This is a genomic window from Streptomyces aculeolatus, from assembly GCF_020400605.1.
In the GTDB taxonomy this organism is placed as follows: Bacteria; Actinomycetota; Actinomycetes; order Streptomycetales; family Streptomycetaceae; genus Streptomyces; species Streptomyces aculeolatus.
In genome coordinates, this window is record NZ_JAINRD010000026.1 from 111,040 (window position 1) to 134,715 (window position 23,676).

The 23,676-nt window shown below is 71.6% G+C and carries 16 protein-coding genes and 2 tRNA genes; 13 read left to right on the top strand and 5 right to left on the bottom strand.

Translation table 11 applies throughout. The annotated features are described in order from the left end of the window. Positions 1-232: 232 nt before the first annotated feature. The 6 genes from LG396_RS32675 (at position 233) to LG396_RS32700 (ending at position 8,874) form a co-directional block, all read left to right on the top strand. Positions 233-1,210 carry a DUF3048 domain-containing protein gene (locus LG396_RS32675; protein ID WP_225797525.1) on the top strand — a complete coding sequence of 326 codons (978 nt, stop codon included), beginning with the start codon at positions 233-235 and terminating at the stop codon, positions 1,208-1,210. A gap of 98 nt (positions 1,211-1,308) precedes the next feature. Beyond that, on the top strand, positions 1,309-1,908 hold the full coding sequence (locus LG396_RS32680) for a TetR/AcrR family transcriptional regulator (RefSeq protein WP_018836163.1): 600 nt from the start codon (positions 1,309-1,311) through the stop codon (positions 1,906-1,908). Between the two features lie 107 nt (positions 1,909-2,015). Next, a complete protein-coding gene (locus LG396_RS32685; RefSeq protein ID WP_037741979.1) occupies positions 2,016-4,259 on the top strand; it encodes an MMPL family transporter in 2,244 nt (747 codons plus the stop codon). A 302-nt stretch (positions 4,260-4,561) separates the two neighbouring features. Continuing rightward, on the top strand, positions 4,562-6,910 hold the full coding sequence (locus LG396_RS32690) for an alpha-L-fucosidase (protein ID WP_225797533.1): 2,349 nt from the start codon (positions 4,562-4,564) through the stop codon (positions 6,908-6,910). Positions 6,911-6,973: 63 nt separating this feature from the next. Beyond that, positions 6,974-8,440: an amino acid permease gene (locus LG396_RS32695; RefSeq protein WP_225797526.1), complete on the top strand. Its 1,467-nt coding sequence runs from the start codon at positions 6,974-6,976 to the stop codon at positions 8,438-8,440. Between the two features lie 227 nt (positions 8,441-8,667). Beyond that, on the top strand, positions 8,668-8,874 hold the full coding sequence (locus LG396_RS32700) for a DUF5999 family protein (protein WP_018836159.1): 207 nt from the start codon (positions 8,668-8,670) through the stop codon (positions 8,872-8,874). Between the two features lie 101 nt (positions 8,875-8,975). Here LG396_RS32700 and LG396_RS32705 read toward each other — a convergent pair whose 3' ends face one another. From LG396_RS32705 to LG396_RS32715, 3 genes are all read right to left on the bottom strand, one after another. Then, positions 8,976-10,568 (bottom strand): TROVE domain-containing protein, encoded by a 1,593-nt coding sequence (locus LG396_RS32705; RefSeq protein ID WP_225797527.1) that lies wholly within the window; start codon positions 10,566-10,568, stop codon positions 8,976-8,978. A 118-nt stretch (positions 10,569-10,686) separates the two neighbouring features. Further along, a tRNA-Ser gene (locus LG396_RS32710) sits at positions 10,687-10,750 on the bottom strand. Between the two features lie 32 nt (positions 10,751-10,782). After that, positions 10,783-10,881: transfer RNA gene (locus tag LG396_RS32715), tRNA-Ala, on the bottom strand. Positions 10,882-11,223: 342 nt separating this feature from the next. Between LG396_RS32715 and LG396_RS32720 the strand changes: the two genes are divergently transcribed. Both LG396_RS32720 and LG396_RS32725 read left to right on the top strand, forming a co-directional pair. Then, entirely contained in the window at positions 11,224-11,811 is a 588-nt protein-coding gene (locus tag LG396_RS32720; RefSeq protein WP_225797528.1) for a hypothetical protein, read from the top strand. Then, entirely contained in the window at positions 11,808-12,893 is a 1,086-nt protein-coding gene (locus tag LG396_RS32725; protein WP_225797529.1) for a hypothetical protein, read from the top strand. The genes LG396_RS32720 and LG396_RS32725 overlap by 4 nt, the downstream gene beginning before the upstream one ends. Before the next feature lie 99 nt (positions 12,894-12,992). Here LG396_RS32725 and LG396_RS32730 read toward each other — a convergent pair whose 3' ends face one another. After that, positions 12,993-13,760: a class I SAM-dependent methyltransferase gene (locus LG396_RS32730; protein WP_018852448.1), complete on the bottom strand. Its 768-nt coding sequence runs from the start codon at positions 13,758-13,760 to the stop codon at positions 12,993-12,995. 280 nt (positions 13,761-14,040) lie between these two features. On the opposite strand from LG396_RS32730, the gene LG396_RS32735 reads away from it, so the two are divergent. Beyond that, the gene (locus LG396_RS32735; protein ID WP_225797530.1) at positions 14,041-17,496 is read left to right on the top strand and encodes a ThuA domain-containing protein; all 3,456 of its coding nucleotides are present in this window, start codon (positions 14,041-14,043) and stop codon (positions 17,494-17,496) included. A gap of 148 nt (positions 17,497-17,644) precedes the next feature. Here the strand turns inward: LG396_RS32735 and LG396_RS32740 are convergent, their stop codons facing one another. Then, entirely contained in the window at positions 17,645-18,886 is a 1,242-nt protein-coding gene (locus LG396_RS32740; RefSeq protein ID WP_018836153.1) for an ROK family protein, read from the bottom strand. Positions 18,887-19,037: 151 nt separating this feature from the next. Between LG396_RS32740 and LG396_RS32745 the strand changes: the two genes are divergently transcribed. From LG396_RS32745 to LG396_RS32760, 4 genes are read left to right on the top strand one after another with little or no spacing between them, the layout of a single operon-like run. Next, positions 19,038-20,354 carry an ABC transporter substrate-binding protein gene (locus LG396_RS32745; protein ID WP_037741995.1) on the top strand — a complete coding sequence of 439 codons (1,317 nt, stop codon included), beginning with the start codon at positions 19,038-19,040 and terminating at the stop codon, positions 20,352-20,354. A 10-nt stretch (positions 20,355-20,364) separates the two neighbouring features. Further along, a complete protein-coding gene (locus LG396_RS32750; RefSeq protein WP_037741997.1) occupies positions 20,365-21,372 on the top strand; it encodes a carbohydrate ABC transporter permease in 1,008 nt (335 codons plus the stop codon). Further along, positions 21,365-22,219: a carbohydrate ABC transporter permease gene (locus LG396_RS32755; protein WP_037741999.1), complete on the top strand. Its 855-nt coding sequence runs from the start codon at positions 21,365-21,367 to the stop codon at positions 22,217-22,219. Before LG396_RS32750 ends, LG396_RS32755 begins: the two co-directional genes overlap by 8 nt. A gap of 20 nt (positions 22,220-22,239) precedes the next feature. Next, positions 22,240-23,601 (top strand): GH1 family beta-glucosidase, encoded by a 1,362-nt coding sequence (locus LG396_RS32760; RefSeq protein ID WP_225797531.1) that lies wholly within the window; start codon positions 22,240-22,242, stop codon positions 23,599-23,601. The last annotated feature ends 75 nt before the right edge of the window (positions 23,602-23,676 follow it).

Consider the following 23,676-nt stretch of genomic DNA (forward strand, 5'->3'; position numbering starts at 1 on the left):
TGTCGGCGGCGGATACCCCGGGCTGTTCGGGTGTGCAGTTCGGACGCGGTGGCGCCGGTCTGGTCTCGCGGACGGTCCGAGGGTTTCGGCCCTTCCCCGTGACCGGGGGTGTCCGTTTCCCCAGAGTAACGACTGGAGGCCGGGGACGCCCGGCGTTATCCGGTCGCACGGATCGATTCTAGAATCAGCACAAATAATCAAATAAGAGTTATTACCCTGACGAAGGGACACCATGGTCGCCAGTCGCACAGCCCGCCTTCTGCGTACTCCGGCGGCCCTGCCGGCGGCGCTCCTCCTGCTGCCGCTGCTGCTCACGGGCGGGTGCACCACGGACGACGAGCGCAAGCCTGGAGAAGGGGTGGAGGGCGGCTCGCCGTTCACCGGACTGGCGGGACGCAGCGGCCCCGTCCTGGGCGTGAAGATCGACAACGCCGCGCCCGCACGTCCGCAGACGGGCCTGGAGCGCGCGGACATCGTCTACGTCGAACGGGTGGAAGGCGGGCTCAGCCGGCTGCTCGCGGTGTACGCCTCGCACCGGCCGGGGCAGGTCGGCCCGGTGCGCAGCGCCCGCGAGTCAGACCTCGAACTGCTGGAGCAGTTCGACGGGCCCGCGCTCGCCTTCTCCGGGGCGCAGTCCAAGCTGCTCCCGCTCATCGACGAGGCGCCCCTGTTCCCCGTGTCGCCGAGCGACGCGGGGAACGCCTATCGCCGCGACCCCGCGAAGCCCGCGCCGCACAACCTCTTCGTACGGCCGGAGCAGGCGCTGGCCGCGGCGCCCGACGCGGGCCCCGCGCGGGACATCGGCTTCCGCTTCGGCGCGGCGCCCGGGGGCGGCGAGGCCACCGCCGAGCGGACGGTGCGCTACCCGGCCGCGAGCTTCGGCTTCGCCTGGGACGCGGACGAGAAGCGCTGGCTGGTCTCGTTCGACGGCAGCCCGGCCGCCACCGCGGAGGGCGAGCGGCTGTCCGCGGCCACCGTCGTGGTCCAGCACGTGAAGATCCGCGACTCCGACTTCGACGACAGCTCGGGCAACCCCTCCCCCTTCACCGAGACCGTCGGCTCGGGCAAGGCGGAGGTGCTGCGCGGCGGCAGGTCGTATCCGGCGAAGTGGGAACGTGGATCGGCCGACGAGGGCACGGAGTTCACCGACCCGGACGGCGAGCGGCTGCGCTTCGCCCGCGGCCCGGTCTGGGTCGTCTTCACGGAGTGACGCAAAGCACACCCCCGTTGGCGCGGAGGGGTTCCCGCCGCCGCTAATATTCTTTGAGTACGAAACCGTTTCGTTCCGCTGACTGGGGAGGGGGCCCGATGGTCATGCAGGACACCAGCGCCACCGGGCGCCGGAGCCGGCTGAGCGCCGAGCGCGAGCACGAGCTGTTCGAGGCCGTGCTCGACCATCTGCGCGAAGTCGGCTACGAGGCCCTCACCATGGACGCGGTCGCGGCTCGTACGCGGTCGAGCAAGGCCACCCTCTACCGCCAGTGGCAGTCCAAGCCGCACTTGGTCGCCACGGCGCTCCGGCACAGCAAGCCGGTGAGGACGGCCGGGATCGACACCGGCACGCTGCGCGGCGACCTCGTGCAGTTCGCCGAAGGCGTGTGCAAGAGCGCGGAGAAGGACTCGGCCCTCCTGCGCGCGGTCGCCTTCGCCCAGCAGTCCAACGAGGAACTGCAGCAGGCCATGTGGCAGCTCATGGTCGAACCGGAGCTGGCCGCCTTCCACGACCTGATCGACCGCGCTGTCGGGCGCGGCGAGCTGACCGCGGGAATCCCCGCCGCGGAGTTCGTCCCGCACATGATGCTGGGCGCCGTGCTGGCCCGGCCCCTCATCGACAACGCGCCGGTCACCAGCGAATACCTTGTCCGCTATGTCGACGCAGTGATTCTCCCCGCTCTGCATTTGAACTGACCAGTCGTTCTTTACCACAACGGAATACGGCTCCACCTGGCGTACGCCGCTCTCGTCGTCGGGCTGGTTCAACACAACCCACCGTCGAGATCAGGAGAAACCTGCTCGTGGCCACCTTCCTATACAAACTCGGCCGGCTGGCCTTCCGGAGGCGCCGCATCACGGCGCTGATATGGCTGCTGCTCTTCGGCCTCGCCGGGTTCGGCGCGTCCTCCGCGGGCACCGCGCCCGAGGATGACTTCGCGCTGCCCGGTACCGAGGCACAGCAGGCGTTCGACCTTCTCGAGGAGCGCTTCCCGGGCCAGTCCGCCGACGGCGCGACGGCCCGTATCGTCTTCGAGGCACCCGACGGCCAGAAGATCACCGCCGCCGACAGCCGGGAGGCGGTCGACGGCGTGCTCGACGGCATCGCCGGCAACCAGGTGGAGCAGGTCAGCGACCCGTTCGCGGACAACGCGGGCGTCAGCGAGGACGGCTCCACGGCTTACGCGGTCGTCGACTACAAGGTCACGTCCATGGAGCTGGAGGACGAGACCCGCGATGCCATCACCGACGTGGTGGACAAGGAGCGCGAGGACGGCCTGAACATCCAGGCCGGCGGTGACGCGCTGATGGTCGAGCCCGACATGGGCAACGGCGAGATCATCGGTGTCGGCATCGCGCTGGTCGTGCTCGTGATCACCTTCGGTTCGCTGGTCGCGGCGGGGCTGCCGATCATCACCGCGCTCATCGGCGTCGGCATCGGCATCGCCTCGATCACCGCGCTGGCGAACGTGCTCGACCTGTCCGCCACCACCTCCACGCTGGCGATGATGATCGGCCTGGCGGTCGGCATCGACTACGCCCTGTTCATCGCCTCCCGCTACCGGGCGGAGCTGACGGAGGGCCACTCCCGCGAGGAGGCGGCGGGCCGCGCCGTGGGCACGGCCGGCTCGGCGGTGGTCTTCGCCGGCCTCACCGTGATCATCGCGCTGGCGGGCCTGGCGGTCGTCAACATCCCGATCCTGACGAAGATGGGCATGGCCGCGGCCGGCACGGTCGCGCTAGCGGTGCTCATCGCGCTCACGCTGGTCCCGGCCGCGCTCGGCATCGTGGGCAAGCGGATCTACGGCCGCAAGGTGCGCAAGGCCAACCCGGAGACGGGCGCCCCGAAGGCGTCCGACCACGACGCCAAGCCGAACATGGGCACCCGCTGGGCCCGCCAGGTGCTCAAGCGCCCGGTCCTGGTGCTGGGCGCCGCGATCATCGGGCTCGGCGCGCTGGCCGCGCCGGTGGCCAGCATGGAGCTGGGCCTGCCCGACGAGGGCAGCAGCCCCACGGACACCACGCAGCGCAAGGCGTACGACATGCTGTCCGAGGCGTTCGGTCCGGGCTTCAACGGCCCGGTCACCGGCGTCATCGACGCCACCGAGGCGGAGAACCCGCAGCAGGCCGCCGACGAGGCCGTCGCACGGATCTCCGACGTGGACGGCGTCGTCTCGGTCACCCCCGCCGGGTTCAACGAGGCCGGGGACACCGCGACCGTCATGGTCACCCCGGCCAGCGGGCCGAGCGACACCGACACCGAGAAGGTCGTCCGCGAGATCCGCGACCTGTCGTCGAGCCTCCAGGACGAGACCGGCGCGGACCTGTACCTCACGGGCAGCACCGCGGTGAACATCGACTTCTCCAAGGTGCTCGACGACGCGCTGGTGCCGTACCTGGCACTGGTCGTCGGCCTGGCGTTCGTCCTGCTGATGCTGGTGTTCCGCTCCCTGCTGGTCCCGCTGAAGGCCGCACTGGGCTTCCTGTTCTCCGTGCTGGCCGCGCTCGGCGCCGTCGTCGCGGTGTTCCAGTGGGGCTGGCTGGCCGGGGTCTTCGGGATCGAGGAGACCGGTCCGATCATGTCGATGATGCCGATCTTCCTGATCGGCGTGGTCTTCGGCCTGGCGATGGACTACGAGGTCTTCCTCGTCAGCCGGATGCGCGAGGCGTACGTCCACGGGGAGTCGGCAGGCGACGCCGTGGTCACCGGCTTCCGGTACGGCGCCCGGGTGGTCACCGCGGCCGCGATCATCATGATCAGCGTCTTCGCCGGCTTCATCGGCGCGGGCGACGACATGGTGAAGATGATGGGCTTCGGCCTGGCGGTGGCGGTCCTCTTCGACGCCTTCCTGGTCCGGATGACCATGGTCCCGGCGGTCCTCGCCCTGATCGGCAAGTCCGCCTGGTGGCTGCCGAAGTGGCTGGACAGGATCCTGCCGAACGTCGACGTGGAGGGCGAGAAGCTGTACCGGCAGCTCCATGCGGAGCCGGTGCCGCCGCCGACCGCGGGCGAGGAGCGGGAGCCCCAGCCCACCGGGGTGCGCTGAGGCACGTCCCGCGGTGCGATGGGCACCGCGGGAGGCAATCACCACCCGACCGGGGCCCGGTGGCGTTCGCGCCACCGGGCCCCGGTGCGTTGCCCCGCCGCGTCGCGCATCGGCACCCAGTACCGCGCAGTACAACCGCACTACCGCTCAACACCGCCCGCTGCGCCAAGCCTTGACGTTCATCCGATGAATCTCTACGTTCCTCCCTCAGCAAGCGCTTGAGTCTGACAGAACCCCCACAGACATCGGATGGATCAAGGTCCTTGAGGGAGAGTGGGATGAACGGGTTTGCACGACGGCACATGCTGGCGATCGGCGCCGGAGCCGCGGCGGGCTCCACGCTGGGCCTGGCGCCCGGCGCCGCCGGCGCGGCGGTACCGGGCCCGGCCGGGACGGCGGACGAGAGCGCGGCGGCGGACGACTGGGGCCGGGTCCCCGACCCCGTACCGGTGCCGCTGACCGACCTCTTCGACAACGACGGCATCGACACCGACGGCGCCCGCGGCGGCGACTTCGACGGCAGCGGCTACACCTACCCCGGCGAGGAACTGCCCGCGGGCCCGATCGAGGTCGACGGCTTCCCGTTCGACTTCCCCGGCGCGGGCGCCGGAGCCGCCAACAACATCGTCGCCGAGGGGCAGCGCGTCGAACTGCCCCCGGGCCACTACCTGAGCGTGCTCTTCCTCGCCTCCTCCTCGTACGGGACAGCCTCCGGCGAGGCCACCGTGCACTACGCCGACGGCAGCACCGCCGCCGCGGGCCTGTCCGCCCCCGACTGGTACTCCGGCGGCGGCTCGCTCACCGCCCCGTACCGCTACGGCCCCGACGGCGCCAAGGACGACCACCAGGTCTCGATCGCCGTCGTCGAACTCGGCCTCGACCCGGTGCGCGAGGCCGTCGCGCTCACCCTGCCGGCCATCGGCCCGGCCGAGCCGGACAAGGCCGCCCTGCACGTCTTCGCGCTCTCCCTGCAGCCCGTCGCCGAGGGGCGCGCCGTCGCGCTGCGCAACGTCCGTTCGACCACCACCTCGCTGGAGCGCTCCGGCGCGCAGTCCGTCGAGGCGACGCTGATCAACGCCGGCGCCGTGTGGATCGCCGCCCGCGACGGCCTGTCGGTCACCGTCGACGCCGAGGGCGCCCGCACCGTCGCGCCCGTCTCCGTGCCGCGCCTCGGCCCGGGCGAGCAGACCCGCGTCGCCGTCGGCATCCGCAACCGCGCGGGCGTGGCGCCGGGCACCGTCCAGGAGGGCCGCGTCGTCGCCGCCGGCCGGGGCGGCACCGCCGCCGAGGCCACCCGGCCGCTGACCCTCGGGGTGCCCGACTTCGAGCCGACCGACGCCTCGCTGAGCAGCCACCAGGCGCCGTACTGGTTCAACGACGCCAAGTTCGGCATCTTCATCCACTGGGGCGTGTACTCGGTGCCCGCCTGGGCGCCGGTCGGCAAGCAGTACGCGGAGTGGTACTGGCAGCAGATGAACGACCCGGACAACCCGACGCACGCGCACCACCGGGAGGTGTACGGCGAGGACTTCGCGTACGACGACTTCATCCCGATGTTCCGGGCCGAGCGCTTCGACCCGCGGGCCTGGGTCGAGCTGTTCCGGGACGCGGGCGCGCAGTACCACGTGCTCACCTCCAAGCACCACGAGGGCTTCGCCCTGTGGGACACCAAGCTCTCCACCCGCAACTCGGTAGCGATGGGCCCGCGCAGAGACCTGGTCCGGGAGCTGTTCGACGCCTCCCGCAGGTACACCCCGGACCTGCACTGCGGGCTGTACTTCTCGATGCCGGAGTGGTTCAACCCGGACAACCCCTGGTACGGCCACGCGCCGCGCAACCCGTACACGCTGGAGCCCGTGCCGTACACCGGTTACACCTCGGGCCAGGACTACGTCCGCGACTACCAGGCCGCGCAGATGCTGGAGCTGATCCACGACTACGGCACCGAGATCATGTGGTGCGACATCGGCGGGGACAACGACAGCCACCGGGTGCTCGCCGAGTTCTACAACCACGCCAAGAACCGCCCCCGGCCGATCGAGGTGGTGGTGAACAACCGCTCCGGCATCGGCCCGCACGACTTCACCACGCCCGAGTACGAGGTCTACGAGAACACCGTCGTCGCCAAGTGGGAGGCCAGCCGCGGCCTCGACCCGCGGTCCTACGGCTACAACGCAGAGACCCCCGACGACGCGTACATGTCGACCGAGGAGGTCGTGCACAGCCTCGTCGACATCGTCAGCAAGAACGGCAACTTCCTCCTCGACATCGGCCCGCGGGCAGACGGCACCATCCCGGAGATCATGGAGCGGCGGCTGCGCGAGACCGGCGAGTGGCTGCGCGTCAACGGCGAGGCGATCTACGGCACCACCTACTGGTCCCGGATGGCGCAGCTCGGCGAGGACCTGCGGTTCACCATGAAGCGCGACGCCTTCTACATCCACTCGCTCGCCGCACCCTCCTCCCGGCTGGTCGTCGAGGCCCCGGTGCCCGTCAGGTCCGGCGACAGGATCACCATGCTGGGTTACGGCGGCCGCCCGCTGAACTGGGACGTCGAGGGCGGCGCGCTGGTCGTCGAGGTGCCCGCGGCGGCCCGCAGGGCCGGCAGACACGCCTGGGTCTTCAAGGTGAGCACCCGCCCCTCTTCCTGAAAGGCACCTCATGCGTCATCGTGCTCCACTGTCATCGAACGGCCTCGACGGAGAGGACGCACCATGGCAGGGCTCTGGAGCACCGACGGCGTACTGCGCCGCAAGCCCATCGAGCAGATCGGGGCGACCGAGGGCGAGAGCGGCGAGCAGCTCACCCGGGTCCTCGGGTTGTGGCAGCTCACGGCGATCGGCGTCGGCGGCATCATCGGCGCGGGCATCTTCGCGCTGGCCGGCGCGGTCGCCAACGGCACGGCGGGCCCCGCCGTGCTCGTCTCCTTCCTCATCGCGGGGGTGGCGAGCGCGGCGGCGGCCCTGTCGTACGCGGAGTTCGCCGGCCTGATCCCGAAGGCAGGCTCGGCGTACACGTACGGCTACGCGGTCCTCGGCGAACTCGCCGGGTGGTTCATCGGCTGGGATCTGCTGCTGGAGTACACCGCGATCGTCGCGGTGGTGGCGATCGGCATCTCCGGCTACTTCTCGTTCCTGATGGAGAACATGGGCGCCGACCTGCCGGCGTGGATGCTCGGCGCCCCGGGCACCGGCGAGGGGCACAAGGTCGACCTGTTCGCGGTCGTGCTGTGCCTGCTGGTGGCGTACCTGCTGACCCTCGGGATCAAGAACGCGGCGCGCTTCGAGACCGTCGTGGTGATCCTGAAGGTCGTGGTCGTGCTCGTCGTCATCGCGGTCGGCGTCTTCCACATCGACACCGCCAACTACAACCCGTTCTTCCCCTACGGCGTCGGCGGCGCGTTCACCGGCGCGGCGACCGTGTTCTTCGCGGTCTTCGGCTACGACGCGATGTCGACGGCGGCCGAGGAGTCGAAGGAGTCGCAGCGGCACATGCCGAAGGCGATCCTCTACTCGCTGGCGATCTCGATGCTGCTGTACGTGGCCGCGACCCTGGTGCTGACGGGGATGCAGAACTACAAGGGCATCGACCCGGAGAGCGGCTTCTCCACGGCGTTCGAGTCGGTGGGTCTCGGCTGGCTGGCGAACCTGATCGCGGTGGGGGCGATCATCGGCATCCTCACGGTGATGTTCACCTTCATGCTGGGCGTCACCCGCGTCTGGTTCTCGATGAGCCGCGACGGACTGCTGCCCAAGTGGTTCGCCAAGACCCACCGGACGCGGCACGTGCCGACGCGGGTGACGTGGATCGTGGGCGCCGGCTCGGCGCTGATCGCGGGTTTCCTGAAGATCGGGGAGGCCGCGGAGCTGACCAACATCGGGATCCTGCTGGCGTTCGTGGTCGTGTGCGTCGCGGTGATCGTGCTGCGCTACCGGCAGCCGGACCTGCCGCGGACGTTCCGCTGCCCGGGGATGCCGGTCGTGCCGCTGATAGGGGTCGGCTTCTCGATCTGGCTGGTGACGTTCCTGAAGTGGGAGACGTGGCTGCGGTTCGGCGTGTGGTTCGCGGTCGGGATGATCGTGTACTTCACGTACTCCTACCGCCGCAGCGGGCTGGCCGGCGCGCAGCCGGCGGTGCCGGGCGCCCCCGGCCCGGACAAGCGCGAGGATCCGCGCGGCTGACCCCGGCGGGCGGGCCCCGTGCCGGCCGCGGACACCGGGCCGGTACGGGGCGCTCCGCGGGCGCTGAGACGCGACTGTGACCGCGCGCGGACCGGGGCTCAACTCGGGGGTGCTTTCCTGAGGATGGGCGATGAGTTTCCGGCACCCGCCGGGTCTCACCTTCCAGACGGCACACACCGCCACCGGCGGCCCGGCAGGGCCGCCGCCTCCCGACCGAGAGGTGTCCGATGTGCTCCCACCGGCCCGAGTGCCCCGCCGCCGACCGCCCTGACCGCGACGCCGCACAGACCGTGGCCTTCCACCCCGAGCAGGGCTGGAGCCTGTTGTGCAACGGGACGATCGTCTTCGACGACACCGGTGAGCTGCTGCCGACCGGCGCCGTCGTCGCGCCGCGGCGCGAGGTACGCCCCGGGCTGCTGGCCACCGCGGCCTGAGCCCCACCCGGTCCCGCGTACACCTGTCTGCGTGCGCCCTGCCTGCGTACGCCCGGACAGCAGCCCCCCGCCGCCCGAAGGCAGCGGAGGGCGACGTACGGTCAGCGCTCCCAGGGCCAGCCGGTGGTGCGGTCCCGGCTGAGGAGCCCGACCATGCGGAACAGCGCGTCGGAGAAGCCGCCGATCTCGTACCGGCCCGGCAGGCCGGTGCCGATCGACGCCTTGCCGTAGCCGGTCGTGTTGATACCGAACATCGGCACCGCCGCCGGGACGGCCTCCGACACCGACATCCCCCGGCCCGGGCGCCGGCCCGGGTAGGCGAACGCCTGCATGTCCGAGACGATCACGACGCGGTCGTGGCCGTCGTACGCCTCCCGCAGCGCGGCAACGGTCTCGGTGCCGTGCCCGACCTCGCCGACGCGCGCGCAGAAGTCCTCCGCCTGCCGCAGCACGCTGCCGCCCTCGGCCAGCGGGTGCCGGAACAGGCCGTCGGCGAACCCGACCAGGTCGACCGCGCAGCCGCGGGCGGCGAGCGCGGTGCCGAACAGCGCACCGACGTCGACGTGCCGTACCCGGCTCTTCGCCGACACCCGGCCCGTCATGGACGCGGAGGTGTCGACGAGGACGAGGGTGCGGCCCGGCAGGGCGGGAACGTTCGCCGTGGACGCGGTGAGCGCCTGCTCCAGGGCATGGCCCCAGCGCAGCGACGGCGCCGCCCGGTACGCGGACAGGAACCGGTAGGGGAACTGCCGCGAGCGGCGCACCTGCTCCGGGTCCGCCAGCCGCGCCGCCACCCGGCCCGCGACCGCGTCGGGCACGCCGGCCTCGTCGAAGTTCCGCAGGTTGCGGCAGAGGGCCATCAGCCCCATGTGCGGGATGATCGCCGTCCACGCCTGCGCGTCCATCGGCCCGAGGGACGACAGCTGCTCCCACGTCATACCGGCCGCCCGCAGCCGGCCGGGGTCCGCGAGGAGCCACGCCCGGCGCTCGGCGCGCGGCATGCCCGTCGCCGCCCGGTACGCCGACAGGGTCGGCAGCCGCCCGGAGACGCGCACCACGTCCCGCTTCCATCGCCGGTCGGCAAGGTAGTCGAACAGGTCGGCCTGCCACGGACCGGCCGGAGTGGGCTTCGCCAGAGCGACGACGTCCGCCATCCGCCACGGCCCGTTCGCACCGTCGTACTTCAGCGCGGCCCGCTCGGTGAACAGCCGCGCGGCAGCGTCGCCGACACCGCGCTGCACGCCGCCGGGCAGCGTCGCCTTCCCCGTCCGCGCCTTCCAGTAGGCGAGGAACTCCGCCGGCTCGTCGGCGCGAAGCAGCGCGCCGGCGACCATCTTCCGCACCGGGACGGTGGCTTCGCGGTCGGTGCCCCCGCGGCGCGCGAGCGCGGACTCCGCGGCCATCACGATCGCCGCCGAGCGCATGTTCATCTCACCCCGCAGGTACGGCACGAACGAGGCGACCCAGTCCGGGTCCTGCTTCGTCGCGGCGTACACCAGGTCACGGAACCGATGGTCGCGCACGTCGGCACGCTCGTAGAAGGCCTCCTCGCCGGCCATGTTGACCGCGGCGAACAGGAAGAGGTCGCTCTTGGCGTCCCGGGTGAAGCCGGCGCCGCCTTCGAAGGTGGCGGTCGTACCGGTCGTGGTCACGGGCGAGCCGGGCCCGCTGCGCACGGAAGTGAACTTGCCCATCACGGCCTCCTGGGGCTATGAGAAGGATTGCGGACCGACGGACGGAATTGCCGGGTCACCGCGAGTACCAGACGCATGAGCTGCATAGCGCTCTGGCCACTGAGCTACGCCGGCCGTACGCCGGCGACGGGATTCGAACCCGCGACCTCTCCATTGAGAGTGGAAGTAAGCCCACACTGCGCTTCGCGGTGACCTCTGCAATTGTCGGCCCGGCCACGAGCGACCGGAATCGGGGGCGGCAACCGGACACGGGAGACCGGCGAGTACCAGGCGCGCGAAGCACATAGCGCTCTGCCAGTTGAGCTACGCCCGCGGTGAAGCGGGCGACAGGACTCGAACCTGCAACCACTCGTACCGTAAACGAAGTATCTCCGCACTGCGCTTCGCCGGTCACCCGTATCCAGTTGTCGCTTCCCCGAAGAACTGCTGCGAGTACCCGGCGCCCGAGGAACTGTTCTCTGCTGAAAGGGAAGTAACCCCGGGCTTCGCTTCGCGGCGGTCTCCACCGTAACAGCGTTCACGAAGAGGGTCGTTCGAATTATTTCCGCCCGAGCCTGCGCACGCCTGACGCCGGGGTCCGCGGAACACCCCCAACCCCCTAAGCTCTCCTTGGGTACTGGAGAGCTCGGGCGCAGGGGAAGGCAACGCCGTGGACGTGCCGTTACTCATCTTGCTGGGAGCGTCCGGGGGTGCGCTGCGAGGGGTCGTCGACATCTACAACCGGGTCCTCGAATGGCAGACGGACCGCAGATCCTTCCGTCAGGCCCCGGCGGACCGGCCCGGCGCCGAACCTCCCCGGCTCGGGCAGTACTTCGATCCGGTGGCGGATCCGATCGCCACCGGCATCCACACCGCCCTGGGCGCGGGGGTCGCCGTACTGTTCGGGACCACCGGGCAGATCAGCGGCCCGTACGCCGCCTTCGTGGTGGGTGTCTCGGCGCCCGCCCTCCTCACCCAGCTCGGCCGCTTCCAGGCGGTCGGTAACGCCGTGGCGCCGGCGCCGCAGCCCGTGCCGGCGGAGGCGACGACCGCGGACCCGGGCGGCGATGCCGCGGCCCAGCCCTCGCCGACGCCGCAGATCCAGCCCGCGCCCGAGCAGCCGGCCGACCCCGGTCCCCCGCAGCGGCCCGCCGATCCCCGGCCGGACCACTCCCCGCGGCGCTCCGCACCGGCCAACCCCTCGGAGGAGCCGGCGCCGGGCCGGTACCGCCGTCCGGTCGCGGGAGAGGAGGAGACGGCATGACTCCGGCGCGGCAGCCACTCGGCCGTCGGCTTGTGACGGCGATCCTGGGCATCGACAGGCGGCCCGTACGGCGCGAACTCCCCCTCGGCCGCCGCATCCTCGCGTCCGCCCTGGGCATCGGCGTACGCCCGCCCCTCCGCAGCCGCCGCGTGAGCGCCCCGGCCGTCTCCGGTACGGCAGCGGAGGAGACCGGTGCCGCACCGGAGCGGACGCCCGGCACTGCGCCCGGGCGGCGGGAACCGCCCCGCGCGGGGAGACGGCCATGGCCGCCGGGAGTTCCGTACACGTCTGCGTGGCGCGGCTCGGGGAGCAGGCTGCTGACCGAGGACCGGCCGGACTTCGAGCGGCTCCTCGACTCCGAACTGAGCGACGCCAAGTACACGGTGGGTGCGGGCCCCGGGCAGCCGGCGGTCGCCCCCGAACAGCTCCGTACCCTCGCCATCGGGGCCGCGGACCCGATCTCCGCGAGTGCGTCGGCCGAGTACGAGCGTTACGTCATGCTGCGTTCGGCGCAGCGAGGCGCATCGGACGGCGGCACCGCAGAACGTGCGATGTACGGCATCAGCTACAGGGAGGGGTCGATCGAGCCGTCCGGGGCGGGCCTGGGCGCGGTCTTGGCGGTGCTCGCACCGGTGCTCGCGGGCGCGGCGGCGGTGCTCTTCCTCCTCGTCGGGTATCTGCTCCAGTTGATGGATCCCGATCCCTCCTTCGCGTCCTCCATCCGCCGGGCGGGCTGGCTCTTCGCGCTGTTCACGGCCGCCGCCGTCGTCGTGGCGGTGGCAGCGCTCGTGGTGACGGCGCTGCGGGGCGGAGGCCCGCCGAACGAAGTGGACAGCGCCCGGGAGGAGTGGCGCCGAGCGCTGCTCGAACGCGGCATCCGGCCGTTCCTGGAGGAGGCGACCGGCGGCGAGGCGTACCGTGCGGCGCGCAGGGCCTTCAGGGAACCCCCTGTCCCCCGCATCGGCTACTCCCGCCCGTCGTTCTCCGGCCCCGACGACGATCCGCCGGCGGAGCGGCCGCGCTTCAGCAGCCCCGACTACACCAGCCCGGATTTCGGAGGCGGCGAGCGCGAGCGGGAGTGAGGCGGCGGCCGGGAAGGGGCACGGAGGAGCGGGGAGTGCCGCGTGCCCGTGCGTCGCGCCTACGCCGCGCCGCCCCGCAGCCGCACCCCGTTTCAGGTGCTACTCGCCGCGGACCGCCACCAGCACGCACCTCTCGCCGCTCTGCCACACCGTGCCGACCGACCCGAAGCCCGCCTTCTCCAGCAGGTCCACGTGCCGCGCCAGGCTCAGCCCGTTCTCCCCGCCGGGGGCCGGGCCCCGGCGGCGGCGCTCGGCGAACAGTCTGGCCAGCTCCGGTGCCTCGGCCGCCGCGTCCCACCACGACGACCAGTCCTCGCCGCCGGGCATCCGCCGCCGCTCCGCCAGCCGGCGACCGACCTCGCCTGCCAGCTCCGCGACGGCCGGGTCCTCCTGCGGCAGCCGGTCGGCGTTGACGAGCACCCCGCCGGGGCGGAGCAGGGCGTGCAGCCGGCCGTAGACCTCCAGCAGCATGCGCTCGGGCAGGCGGTGCAGCATGGTCGCCGAGACCGCGGCGTCGAGGGAGCGGTCGAGGTCGAGGTCGTCCTGCCAGCGGATGCCGCCGACGACGGTGTCGACGAAACGGATCTGCGTGCCGTGCATCCGCCGGCCGAGGCCGAGGAGCACGGGGTCCGCGTCGACGGCGACGACGTCCAGCGCCGGCATGCGGCGCTTGAGCCGGGCGGCCAGCGAGCCGGGACCGCAGCCGAGGTCGAGGACGACGGGGCGGTGGCGGCCGTCGGTGACAAGCTCCACGAGGTCTCCGACGACGGTGAACCGCTCTTCGCGGCCGGCCTCCCGCTGCTCCCGTTGCAGTTCCCAGCGCACCGCCCAGCCCTTGGCCGCCGCCGCGCTCAGGTCCTCGCCCATCCCGTGAGGATACCCGGCTACGAGATCTTGGATTCGCGGTGACGCCCCGGGCGGGGTGGTGCGCCGGGTGCGGATGGGCATCGGGCGCGCCACCCCGCGCGGGTTCTCCCCGTCTCCGTAGGCGCCGGAAAGGCTCCTCCTCCCGGTCCGCGCACGACCGTTGACCCCCTGTGGGTAAGGGCTTACTTTGACAGAGCACCGTCAGCAAGCGCTTTCTACGCCACTCCACACACGGGCCCACCCTCCGGCGCGCCCGTGTTCCGGCACGACTGGGAGCACTATGAGACGCCTAGCCAGACCACCCCTGTCACCCGTCGCCGTCCTGGCCGCGCTGCTGGCGCTGCTCCTGGGCACGGCCTCGGCGACGGCCGCCCCCCAGGACGAGGAGGCCGGCTTCCGGGTCCTGGTCTTCTCCAAGGTGACGAACTTCTACCACGACTCCATCCCGGCGGGCATCGCCGCCGTCGAGAAGCTCGGCGAGGAGTACGGGTTCGAGGTCGACTCGACCGACGACGCCGGCGCGTTCACCGAGGAGAACCTCGCGAACTACGAGGCGGTCCTCTTCAACAACACCAACTCCACGCCCGAGAGCGGCGACCTGCTCGACGCCGGCCAGCGGGCCGCGCTCCAGTCGTACATCCAGGCCGGCGGGGGCTGGCTCGGCCTGCACGCCGCCTCCGCGAGCGAGCGCGACTGGGACTGGTACGAGGGTCTGGTCGGCGCGATCTTCGACAAGCACCCGGTGCCCCAGACCGGCCGGATCAAGGTGCTGGACAACGCCCACCCCTCCACCAAGGGCCTGCCGCAGCTGTGGGAGCGCCACGAGGAGTGGTACAACTGGCGCGCCAACCCGACCGGCAAGGTGCACACCCTCGCGCAGGTCAAGGTGCGCGACGGCATCACCGGCCTGGACGAGGGCGTCGACCAGGCGTACTCGTGGTGCCAGAAGTACGACGGCGGCCGGTCGTGGTTCACCGCCGGCGGCCACGACGCGTCGTCGTTCGACGAGCCGCTGTTCCTCAAGCACCTGCTCGGCGGCATCCGCTGGGCCGCGGGCGACGCGCCCGGCGACTGCTCGGCCACCCAGACCGGCAACTTCCAGCGCACCGCGCTGGTCTCCGACGACCTGGCCGACCCGTTCGAGCTGGCCGTGGCCCCCGACCGGCGGGTGTTCTACGCCCAGCGCACCGGTGAGCTGAAGGTCGTCGACCAGGAGACGCTGAACGTCACCACGGCCCTGGACTTCGACTACACCCCCGAGATGACCAGCCAGTCCGACGGCCTCCTCGGGCTCGCCCTCGATCCGGGCTTCGCGAAGAACAACTGGGTCTATCTCCTGCACTCCGACAAGGAGAAGAACCTCATCAACCTGTCCCGCTTCACCATGAAGGGGGACACCGCAGACCCGGCGTCGCAGAAGGTGCTGCTGACGGTCCCGACGTGGCGCGGCGAGGGCCGGGCCAACGTGCACATGGCGGGCTCGGTGACCTTCGACGCCCAGGGCAACCTGTACGTCGCCACCGGCGACAACACCGACCCGTTCGAGTCCAGCGGCTTCACGCCGATCGACGAGCGGGACGGCCGGCGCGCCTGGGACGCCCAGGGCACCGCGGGCAACACCAACGACCTGCGCGGCAAGGTCCTGCGGGTGAAACCCACGAACGGCGGCGGGTACACCATCCCGAAGGGCAACCTCTTCAAGCCGGGCGAGGCGAAGACCCGCCCCGAGATCTACGCGATGGGCTTCCGCAACCCCTTCCGTATCACCACCGACCCGCTCTCCGGCGCCCTGCTGGTCGCGGACTACGGCCCCGACGCGCGCAGCGCCGATCCGAACCGCGGTCCCGAGGGGACGGTGGAGTACAACCGGATCACGAAGGCGAGCAACCAGGGCTGGCCGTACTGCATCGGCAACAACACCCCGTTCAACGACTACGACTTCGCCGCGGCCGAGGCCGGGGAGAAGTTCGACTGCTCGGCGCCCGTGAACGACTCGCCGAACAACACCGGCAAGACCGAGCTGCCGCCCGCGCAGCCCGCCACGGTCTGGTACGCGTACTCCGCCTCGCAGGAGTTCCCCGAGCTGGGCACCGGCGGCGGCGGCCCGATGAGCGGCCCGGTCTACGACTACGACCCGAAGAACGACAGCCCGTACAAGTTCCCCGAGTACTTCGAGGGGAAGTGGATCACGTACGAGCTGACCCGCAAGTGGTTCAAGACCTTCTCGTTCCAGGAGAAGGACCAGCAGTTCGAGGACCCGCGGTTCGAGCCCGCCAAGAAGGGCGACCTGCAGTCGATCAACGGGATCTTCGGCGACATGGACTGGGTCCAGCCCTTCGAGGCGCACTTCGGCCCCGACGGCTCGCTCTACGTCATCGACTTCGGCGAGGGCAGCGGCACCGGCCGCGGCGGCAGCAACGAGAACGCCGGCATCTACCGCATCGACTACGTCGCCGAGGGCCGGCCGCCGGTGGCGAAGCTGTCCGCGTCGGCGGACTCCGGGCCCGCGCCGCTGACGGTGGAGTTCTCCTCGGAGGGCTCGCACTCGCCGGGTGACGACCCGATCACGTACGCCTGGGACTTCGACGGCGACGGCACGACCGACTCCACCGACCCCAACCCGACGCACACCTACACCGAGAAGGGCCGGTTCAACGCCCGGCTGACGGTGGAGGGTCCGCCGGAGCGCACGGGCATGGCGGTGCACGAGGTGACCGTCGGCAACACCCGGCCGGAGGTGAAGGTCACGATGCCGGCGAACGGCACGGCGTTCGACTTCGGCGACACCGTTCCGTACAAGGTGGAGGTGAGCGACGCGGAGGACGGTGACATCGACTGCTCGCGCGTCGTGGTGCAGACGCAGCTCGGGCACGACGACCACCTGCATCCGCTGGACAACCTGACCGGCTGCGAGGGCGAGTTCAAGACCGACCCCGGCGACAGCCACGGACCCGGCCAGAACCTCTACTACGGCATCAGCGCCCAGTACGAGGACGCCGGCGCCGAGGGCGTGCCGAGCCTGGTCGGCTCCGACTCGCTGAGCCTGCGGCAGAAGTTCCGCGAGGCCGAGCACCACAACGGCACCGGCGGGGCGAACGGCGGCGTGCAGACGCTGGCCCGGGAGGACTCCTCCGGCGGCAAGCGGCTCGGCGAGATCGAGAACGGCGACTGGATCGTGCTGGACCCGGGGACCCCGAGCGGCATCGACTCGGTGACGGTCGGCGCCTCCTCCGGCGGGCTCGGCGGCGACATCGAGTTCCGCGCGAACGCGCCGGACGGCGAGCTGCTGGGCAAGGCGACGATCCCGAACACCGGCGACTTCGCGAACGTGGTCTCGCCCACGGTGCCGCTGGCCGACCCGGGCGGGGTGGAGAAGGTCTACGTGGTCTTCTCCAACCCGGCGTGGACGCCGACGAGCCCGGACCTGGTGGCGCTGGACTGGCTGCACTTCAACGGCCGGGGCGCGGAGAAGGAGTCGGCGGCGAAGGTGACGGTGGCGGCCTCGCCGGAGGGCGGGACGGCGCCGGCCGAGGTCTCCTTCGAGGGCGCGGTGACGCTGCCCGAGGGGCGTACGGCCAAGTCGTACCACTGGACCTTCGGCGACAACGCGACAGCCGACGGCGCGGCCACGGCGACGCACACGTACACGAGGAAGGGGACGTACACCGCGCATCTGACGGTCACGGACGACACCGGTGACCTGACGAGCGGTGCGGTGCAGGTGACGGTGAACTGAGGTGATCCGTTCGTGAGTTGACACCACGCGGCGGCGGCCGGCCCGGGGATGCCCCGGACCGGCCGCCGCTCGCGTGCCGCTCGCCGGCCGCGGGCGCCGCGGGTCGGGCGGGGGCCGGGGCGGCGAGGCCGCGCCGCCCCGGACGGGGTCAGCGTGCCGGGGCCCCGGCGGGATCGCGGTCCCGGGTGCCGCCCGTGTCGAGGAAGCGGCTCAGCGGGAGGGTCGCGGCGCCCACGGTGACGGCGTCCGTGCCGAGTCGGCCCAGCTCGATCGCCGCGCGCGCCGCCGGATAGCGCAGCGCGTACATGGCGGTGGCCCCGCGTACCGCGGGCAGCAGCCGCGGGCCGGCGAGCAGCCCGGCCCAGCCGGACAGGACGATGCGCTCCGGGTTGAAGAGGTTGACGAGGTCCGCGATGCCCGCGCCGAGGTACTCGGCGGTCTCGTCGAGGACGGCGCGGGCCGCGGGGTCGTCGGCGGCGATCAGCTCCGCGAGCGCCGACTCCTCGTCCGCGGCGACCGGTTCGCCGCCCGCCTCCCGCCAGCGGCGCAGCATGCCCTCCGCCCCGACGTACGCCTCCAGGCAGCCGCGGGCGCCGCACCGGCAGCGCAGGCCGCGCAGCTGCATGGTCGTGTGTCCCCACTCCCCCGCGCCGCTGGACGAGCCGCCGTAAGCGGTGCCGTCGGTGACCACGCAGGCGCCGACGCCGGAGCCGATCAGCGCGATGACGGCGTTGCGCGCGCCGCGGCCGGCGCCGAACCACATCTCGGCCTGGCCCAGCGTCTTGGCGCCGTTGGCCACCGTGAACGGCACGTCCTCCAGGCCGGTGGCGGCCGTCCGCAGCATCGCCTCCAGCGGCACGGCGTCCCAGCCGATGGTCTGCGCGTACACCACCGCGCCGCCGCGGGCCGGTTCGCGGTCGACGATGCCGGGGACACCGAGGCCGACGCCGAGCAGCTCGCCTGCGGAGACACCGGCGTCGGCGAGCACGGCGGCCAGCCCCTCGGCGATGTGCGCGACGACCCGCCCCGCGTCCCGGCCGCCGTCGGCGAGCGGGCGCTCGGCGCGGGCGAGTTCGGTACGTGCCAGGTCGAACAGCTCCACGCGCACCCGGGTCTCGCCGACGTCGACGCCGACGATGTGCCCGCAGCGCGGCGCCACCCGCAGCAGGGTGCGGGGCCGCCCGCCGTCGGAGTCGACCGCGCCCGCCTCCTCCAGCACCCCCTCCGCGATCAGCTCCGCGGCGACGTTGCTGATCGACCCGGAGCTGAGCCCGGTGACCGGGCCCAACTCCTGGCGGCTCAGCGGTCCCTCGAAGTACAGGTGGCGCAGCACCGCGGAGCGGTTGCTGCGGCGCAGGTCGCGCACGGTACGGCCGTTGCTTCTCGCCATGTGGCTCCTTCCCGGAGGAAACATACGTGCCGGGAAACCCGTGTGAGAAGGGTTGACGAGGACTTCTTTCACTACTTAACTCACGGCCTAAATTAAGCGCGCGCCGCGTTCACAGCCTTAAGTCATGCGCCCGGAGAGGGGCCCCACGACCATGCGCAGAAACCGCCTGGCGGCGACCGCCGCACTCGCCACCGCCCTCAGTGTGACCGCCGCCGCCTGCGGCGGCGGCAGCTCGACCGGCTCGGAGGGCACCAACGACAAGCCCAAGGAGCTGACCTACTGGGCGAGCAACCAGGGCACCAGCCTGGAGCACGACAAAGAGGTGCTGACCCCGGAGATCGAGAAGTTCGAGAAAGAGACGGGCATCGACGTCAAGCTCGAGGTCATCCCCTGGGACAGCCTGCTCGACCGGATCCTCGCGGCCACCACGTCGGGGCAGGGCCCGGACGTGCTCAACATCGGCAACACCTGGTCCGCCTCCCTCCAGGCGACCGACGGGCTGCTCGCCTGGGACGACAAGACGCTGGACAAGATCGGCGGCAAGGACCGGTTCGTACCCGCCGCGCTGGCCGCGGCGGGCGCCGAGGGCCGGCCGCCGGCGGCGGTGCCGCTGTACTCCCTCTCGTACGCCCTCTACTACAACAAGGCGATGTTCGCCGAGGCGGGCATCGAGGAACCCCCCGCCACCTGGGACGAGTTCGTGGACGTCGGCAAGAAGCTGACGAAGGACGGCAAGTACGGCGTCGCCGTCGAGGGGGGCAACCCGGTGGAGAATTCCCACCACGCCTTCGTCTTCGGCAAGCAGCACGGCGCGGACTTCTTCGACGCCGAGGGCAACCCCACGTTCGACAGCCCCGAGGCGGTCGCGGCCGTCAAGCAGTACGTCGACTTCCTCGCCAACGACAAGATCGCCGCGGTCGGCAACGCCGAGTACGCGCAGAACCAGTCGATCAAGGACCTCGCCACCGGCAAGGCCGGCATGCTCCTGTGGCAGGCCGCCGGCAGCTCGCTCAAGGCGCACGGCATGAAGCCCGAGGAGTACGGCGTGGCGCCCGTGCCCATGCAGAGCGAGAACCCGCCGGAGGGGCAGAACGTCAACTCCATGGTCGCCGGCATCAACATCGCCGTCTTCAAGAACACCGACAACCTCGACGGCGCCCTGGACTTCGTCGAGTTCATGACCTCGAACGAGACGCAGCTGGCCCTCAACTCGACCTACGGCTCCATCCCGCCGGTGAAGGAGGCGCAGGAGGACCGGGCGTTCAGCAGCACGGACCTGACCGTGCTGCGCGAGGTGCTCTCCACCACCTCCGCGCCGTTGCCGCAGGTGCCGGACGAGGCGCAGTTCGAGACCCTCGTCGGCGACGCGATGAAGGAGTTGTTCGCGGACGCCGCCGCCGGCGACGAGGTGACCACGGAGTCGGTCCAGAAGCGGCTGACCGAGGCCCAGCAGCAGATGCAGAAGTGAGCGGCCCCGGATGACCGCGACCGCTCTCGACACGCCCCCGGCCGGCCCCGGCGACAAGCCGCCCGCCGGCCGGGGCGCCGCCCGCAAGCGCCGCCGCACCGGCCGCGGCCGCGTACGGCGCGGCGCCCTGCCGTACCTCCTGCTGCTGCCCGCCCTGCTGCTGGAGCTGCTGATCCACCTGGTGCCGATGGCCGTCGGCGTGGTGATGAGCTTCAAGGAGCTGACCCAGCGCTACATCCGCGACTGGGGCGAGGCGCCCTGGGCCGGCCTGGACAACTTCCGCATCGCCGTCGACTTCGACGCCCCGGTGGGCGAGGCGCTGCTGCGCTCGTTCTTCATCACCTGCGCGTTCACGGTCCTCGCGGTCGGCTTCTCCTGGCTGCTCGGCGTCACCGCGGCGATCCTCATGCAGGACGCCTTCCGCGGCCGCGGACTGCTGCGTGCGATCTTCCTCACCCCGTACGCGCTGCCCGTCTACACCGCCGTCATCACCTGGTCGTTCATGCTCCAGCGGGACAACGGCCTGGTGAACCACGTGATTCACGACCAGTTGGGGCTGACGAGCCAGCCGACGTTCTGGCTCATCGGCGACAACGCGTTCGTTTCGCTCGTGCTCGTCTCGGTCTGGCGCACCTGGCCGTTCGCGTTCCTGGTGCTCACCGCCGCGCTGCAGAACATCCCGCGCGAGGTGTACGAGGCGTCCGCGATCGACGGCGCGGGGATCTGGCAGCAGATCCGCCGGATCACGCTGCCGTCGCTGCGGCCGGTCAACCAGGTGCTGGTCCTCGTGCTCTTCCTGTGGACGTTCAACGACTTCAACGTGCCGTACATCCTCTTCGGCAAGTCGGCGCCGGAGTCCGCGGACATCATCTCCATCCACATCTACCAGTCGTCCTTCGTCACCTGGAACTTCGGCGCCGGCTCGGCCATGTCCGTGCTGCTGCTGCTCTTCCTGCTGGTCGTCACGGCCGGCTACCTGCTGCTCACCTCCCGGGGAAGGAAGGCGGCCAGTGCATAGCTCCCCCACCGCACCGCCGCGGTCGTTCGTCTGGACCAGGCGGATCGTGCTCACACTGCTGACGGTCTTCGCGGTCACGCCCGTGTACGTGATGCTGAGCAGCTCGCTGAAGCCGCTGGAGGACGTCACCGGATCGTTCCAGTGGATACCCAGCGGGCTGACCATCCGGCCCTATCTCGATATCTGGGACACGGTGCCGCTGGCCCGCTACTTCGTGAACTCACTCATCGTGGCGGGCGCCGCGACCGCCTGCTCGGTCGTCATCGCGGTCTTCGCCGCGTACGCGGTCAGCCGCTACCGCTTCCGCGGCAAGCGGCTGTTCACGGTCACGGTGCTGTCCACCCAGATGTTCCCCGGCATCCTCTTCCTGCTGCCGCTGTTCCTGATCTTCGTCAACATCGGGAACACCACCGGGATCGCCCTCTACGGCTCCCGCGGCGGCCTGATCCTCACGTACATGACCTTCACCCTGCCCTTCTCGATCTGGATGCTGGTCGGCTACCTCGACTCCATCCCCCGCGACCTGGACGAGGCGGCGCTCGTCGACGGCTGCGGGCCGCTGAAGGCACTGTTCCGTGTCGTGGTGCCGGCCGCGGTCCCCGGGATCGTCGCCGTCGCCATCTACTCCTTCATGACCGCCTGGGGCGAGGTGCTCTTCGCCTCGGTCATGACCAACGACGTCACCCGGACGCTCTCCGTCGGGCTGCAGGGGTACGCCACCCAGACCGAGGTCTACTGGAACCAGGTCATGGCCGCCTCCCTCGTCGTCAGCCTCCCCATCGTCGCCGGCTTCCTGCTGCTCCAGCGCTATCTCGTCGCCGGGCTGACCGCCGGAGCCGTCAAGTGACCCCGTCCGAAAGGAACTCCGTGACCGACCTGCACCTCGACCGTCTCCCGTCCGACTTCGTGTGGGGCACGGCCACAGCCGCGTACCAGATCGAGGGCGCCGTCCGCGAGGACGGCCGGGCCCCGTCGATCTGGGACACGTTCTCGCACACGCCCGGCATGGTCGACGGCGGCGACACCGGCGACGTCGCCTGCGACCACTACCACCGCTGGCCCGAGGACATCGCGCTGATGCGCCGGCTGGGCGCCGAGGCGTACCGCTTCTCGATCGCCTGGCCGCGCGTCGTCCCGGGCGGCGACGGTCCCGTCAACGAGGCGGGCCTCGCCTTCTACGACCGGCTCACCGACGCGCTGCTCGAAGCCGGCATCACGCCCTTCCCCACCCTCTACCACTGGGACCTGCCGCAGGCGCTCCAGGACCGCGGCGGCTGGGCGGAGCGCCGGACCGCCGAGGCGTTCGCGGAGTACGCGGACGCCGTGGCCCACCGGCTCGGCGACCGGATCACCGACTGGGCCACGCTCAACGAGCCGCTCTGCTCGGCGTGGATCGGGCATCTGGAGGGCCGGATGGCCCCCGGGCTCACCGATCTGACGGCGGCCGTACGGGCCTCGTACCACCTGCACCTCGGCCACGGCCTCGCGGTCCAGGCGCTGCGCGCCGCCGTGCCCGGGGCGCGCGTCGGGCTGGTCAACAACCTCACGCACTGCGAGCCGGCCTCCGACCGCGACGAGGACGTCGCCGCCGCCGCACGCGCCGACGGGCACACCAACCGCTGGTGGATGGACCCGATCCACGGCCGCGGCTACCCGGAGGACATGCGCCGGCTGTACGGCGTGGACCTGCCCGAGCAGCCCGGGGACCTGGAGACCATCGCCGCCCCGCTGGACTGGCTGGGCCTGAACTACTACTTCCGCCAGGTCGTCGCCGACGACCCGGAAGGGCCGCTGCCGTACGCGCGCCAGGTCGACCTGCCCGGCGTGCGGCGCACCGCGATGGGCTGGGAGGTGCACGCCGAGGGGCTGACGAAGACGCTGGAGCGGATGGCCGACGACTACCGCGCCCGGTGCCTGTACGTCACCGAGAACGGCGCCGCCTACCCGGATGCGGTCGGCCCCGACGGGCAGATCGACGACCCGGAGCGCACCCGCTACCTGGAGGAGCACCTCGCCGCCTGCACCGAGGCGGTGCGCCGCGGCGTGCCGCTGGCTGGGTACTTCGCCTGGTCGCTGCTGGACAACTTCGAGTGGGCGTACGGCTACGACAAGCGCTTCGGCCTCGTCCACGTCGACTACGCCACCCAGCGGCGGACCATCAAGGGCAGCGGCCGGCGCTACGCCGAGCTGATCCGCGGCCACCGCGCGGCGGTGCGGCGCGCGGCGTAGCCCGTACGGCACCACGCTCCGCCCGGGCCCGCCGCCGCGTGCCCCGCCCCGCGGGGGGGGGGGGGGGGGGGGGGG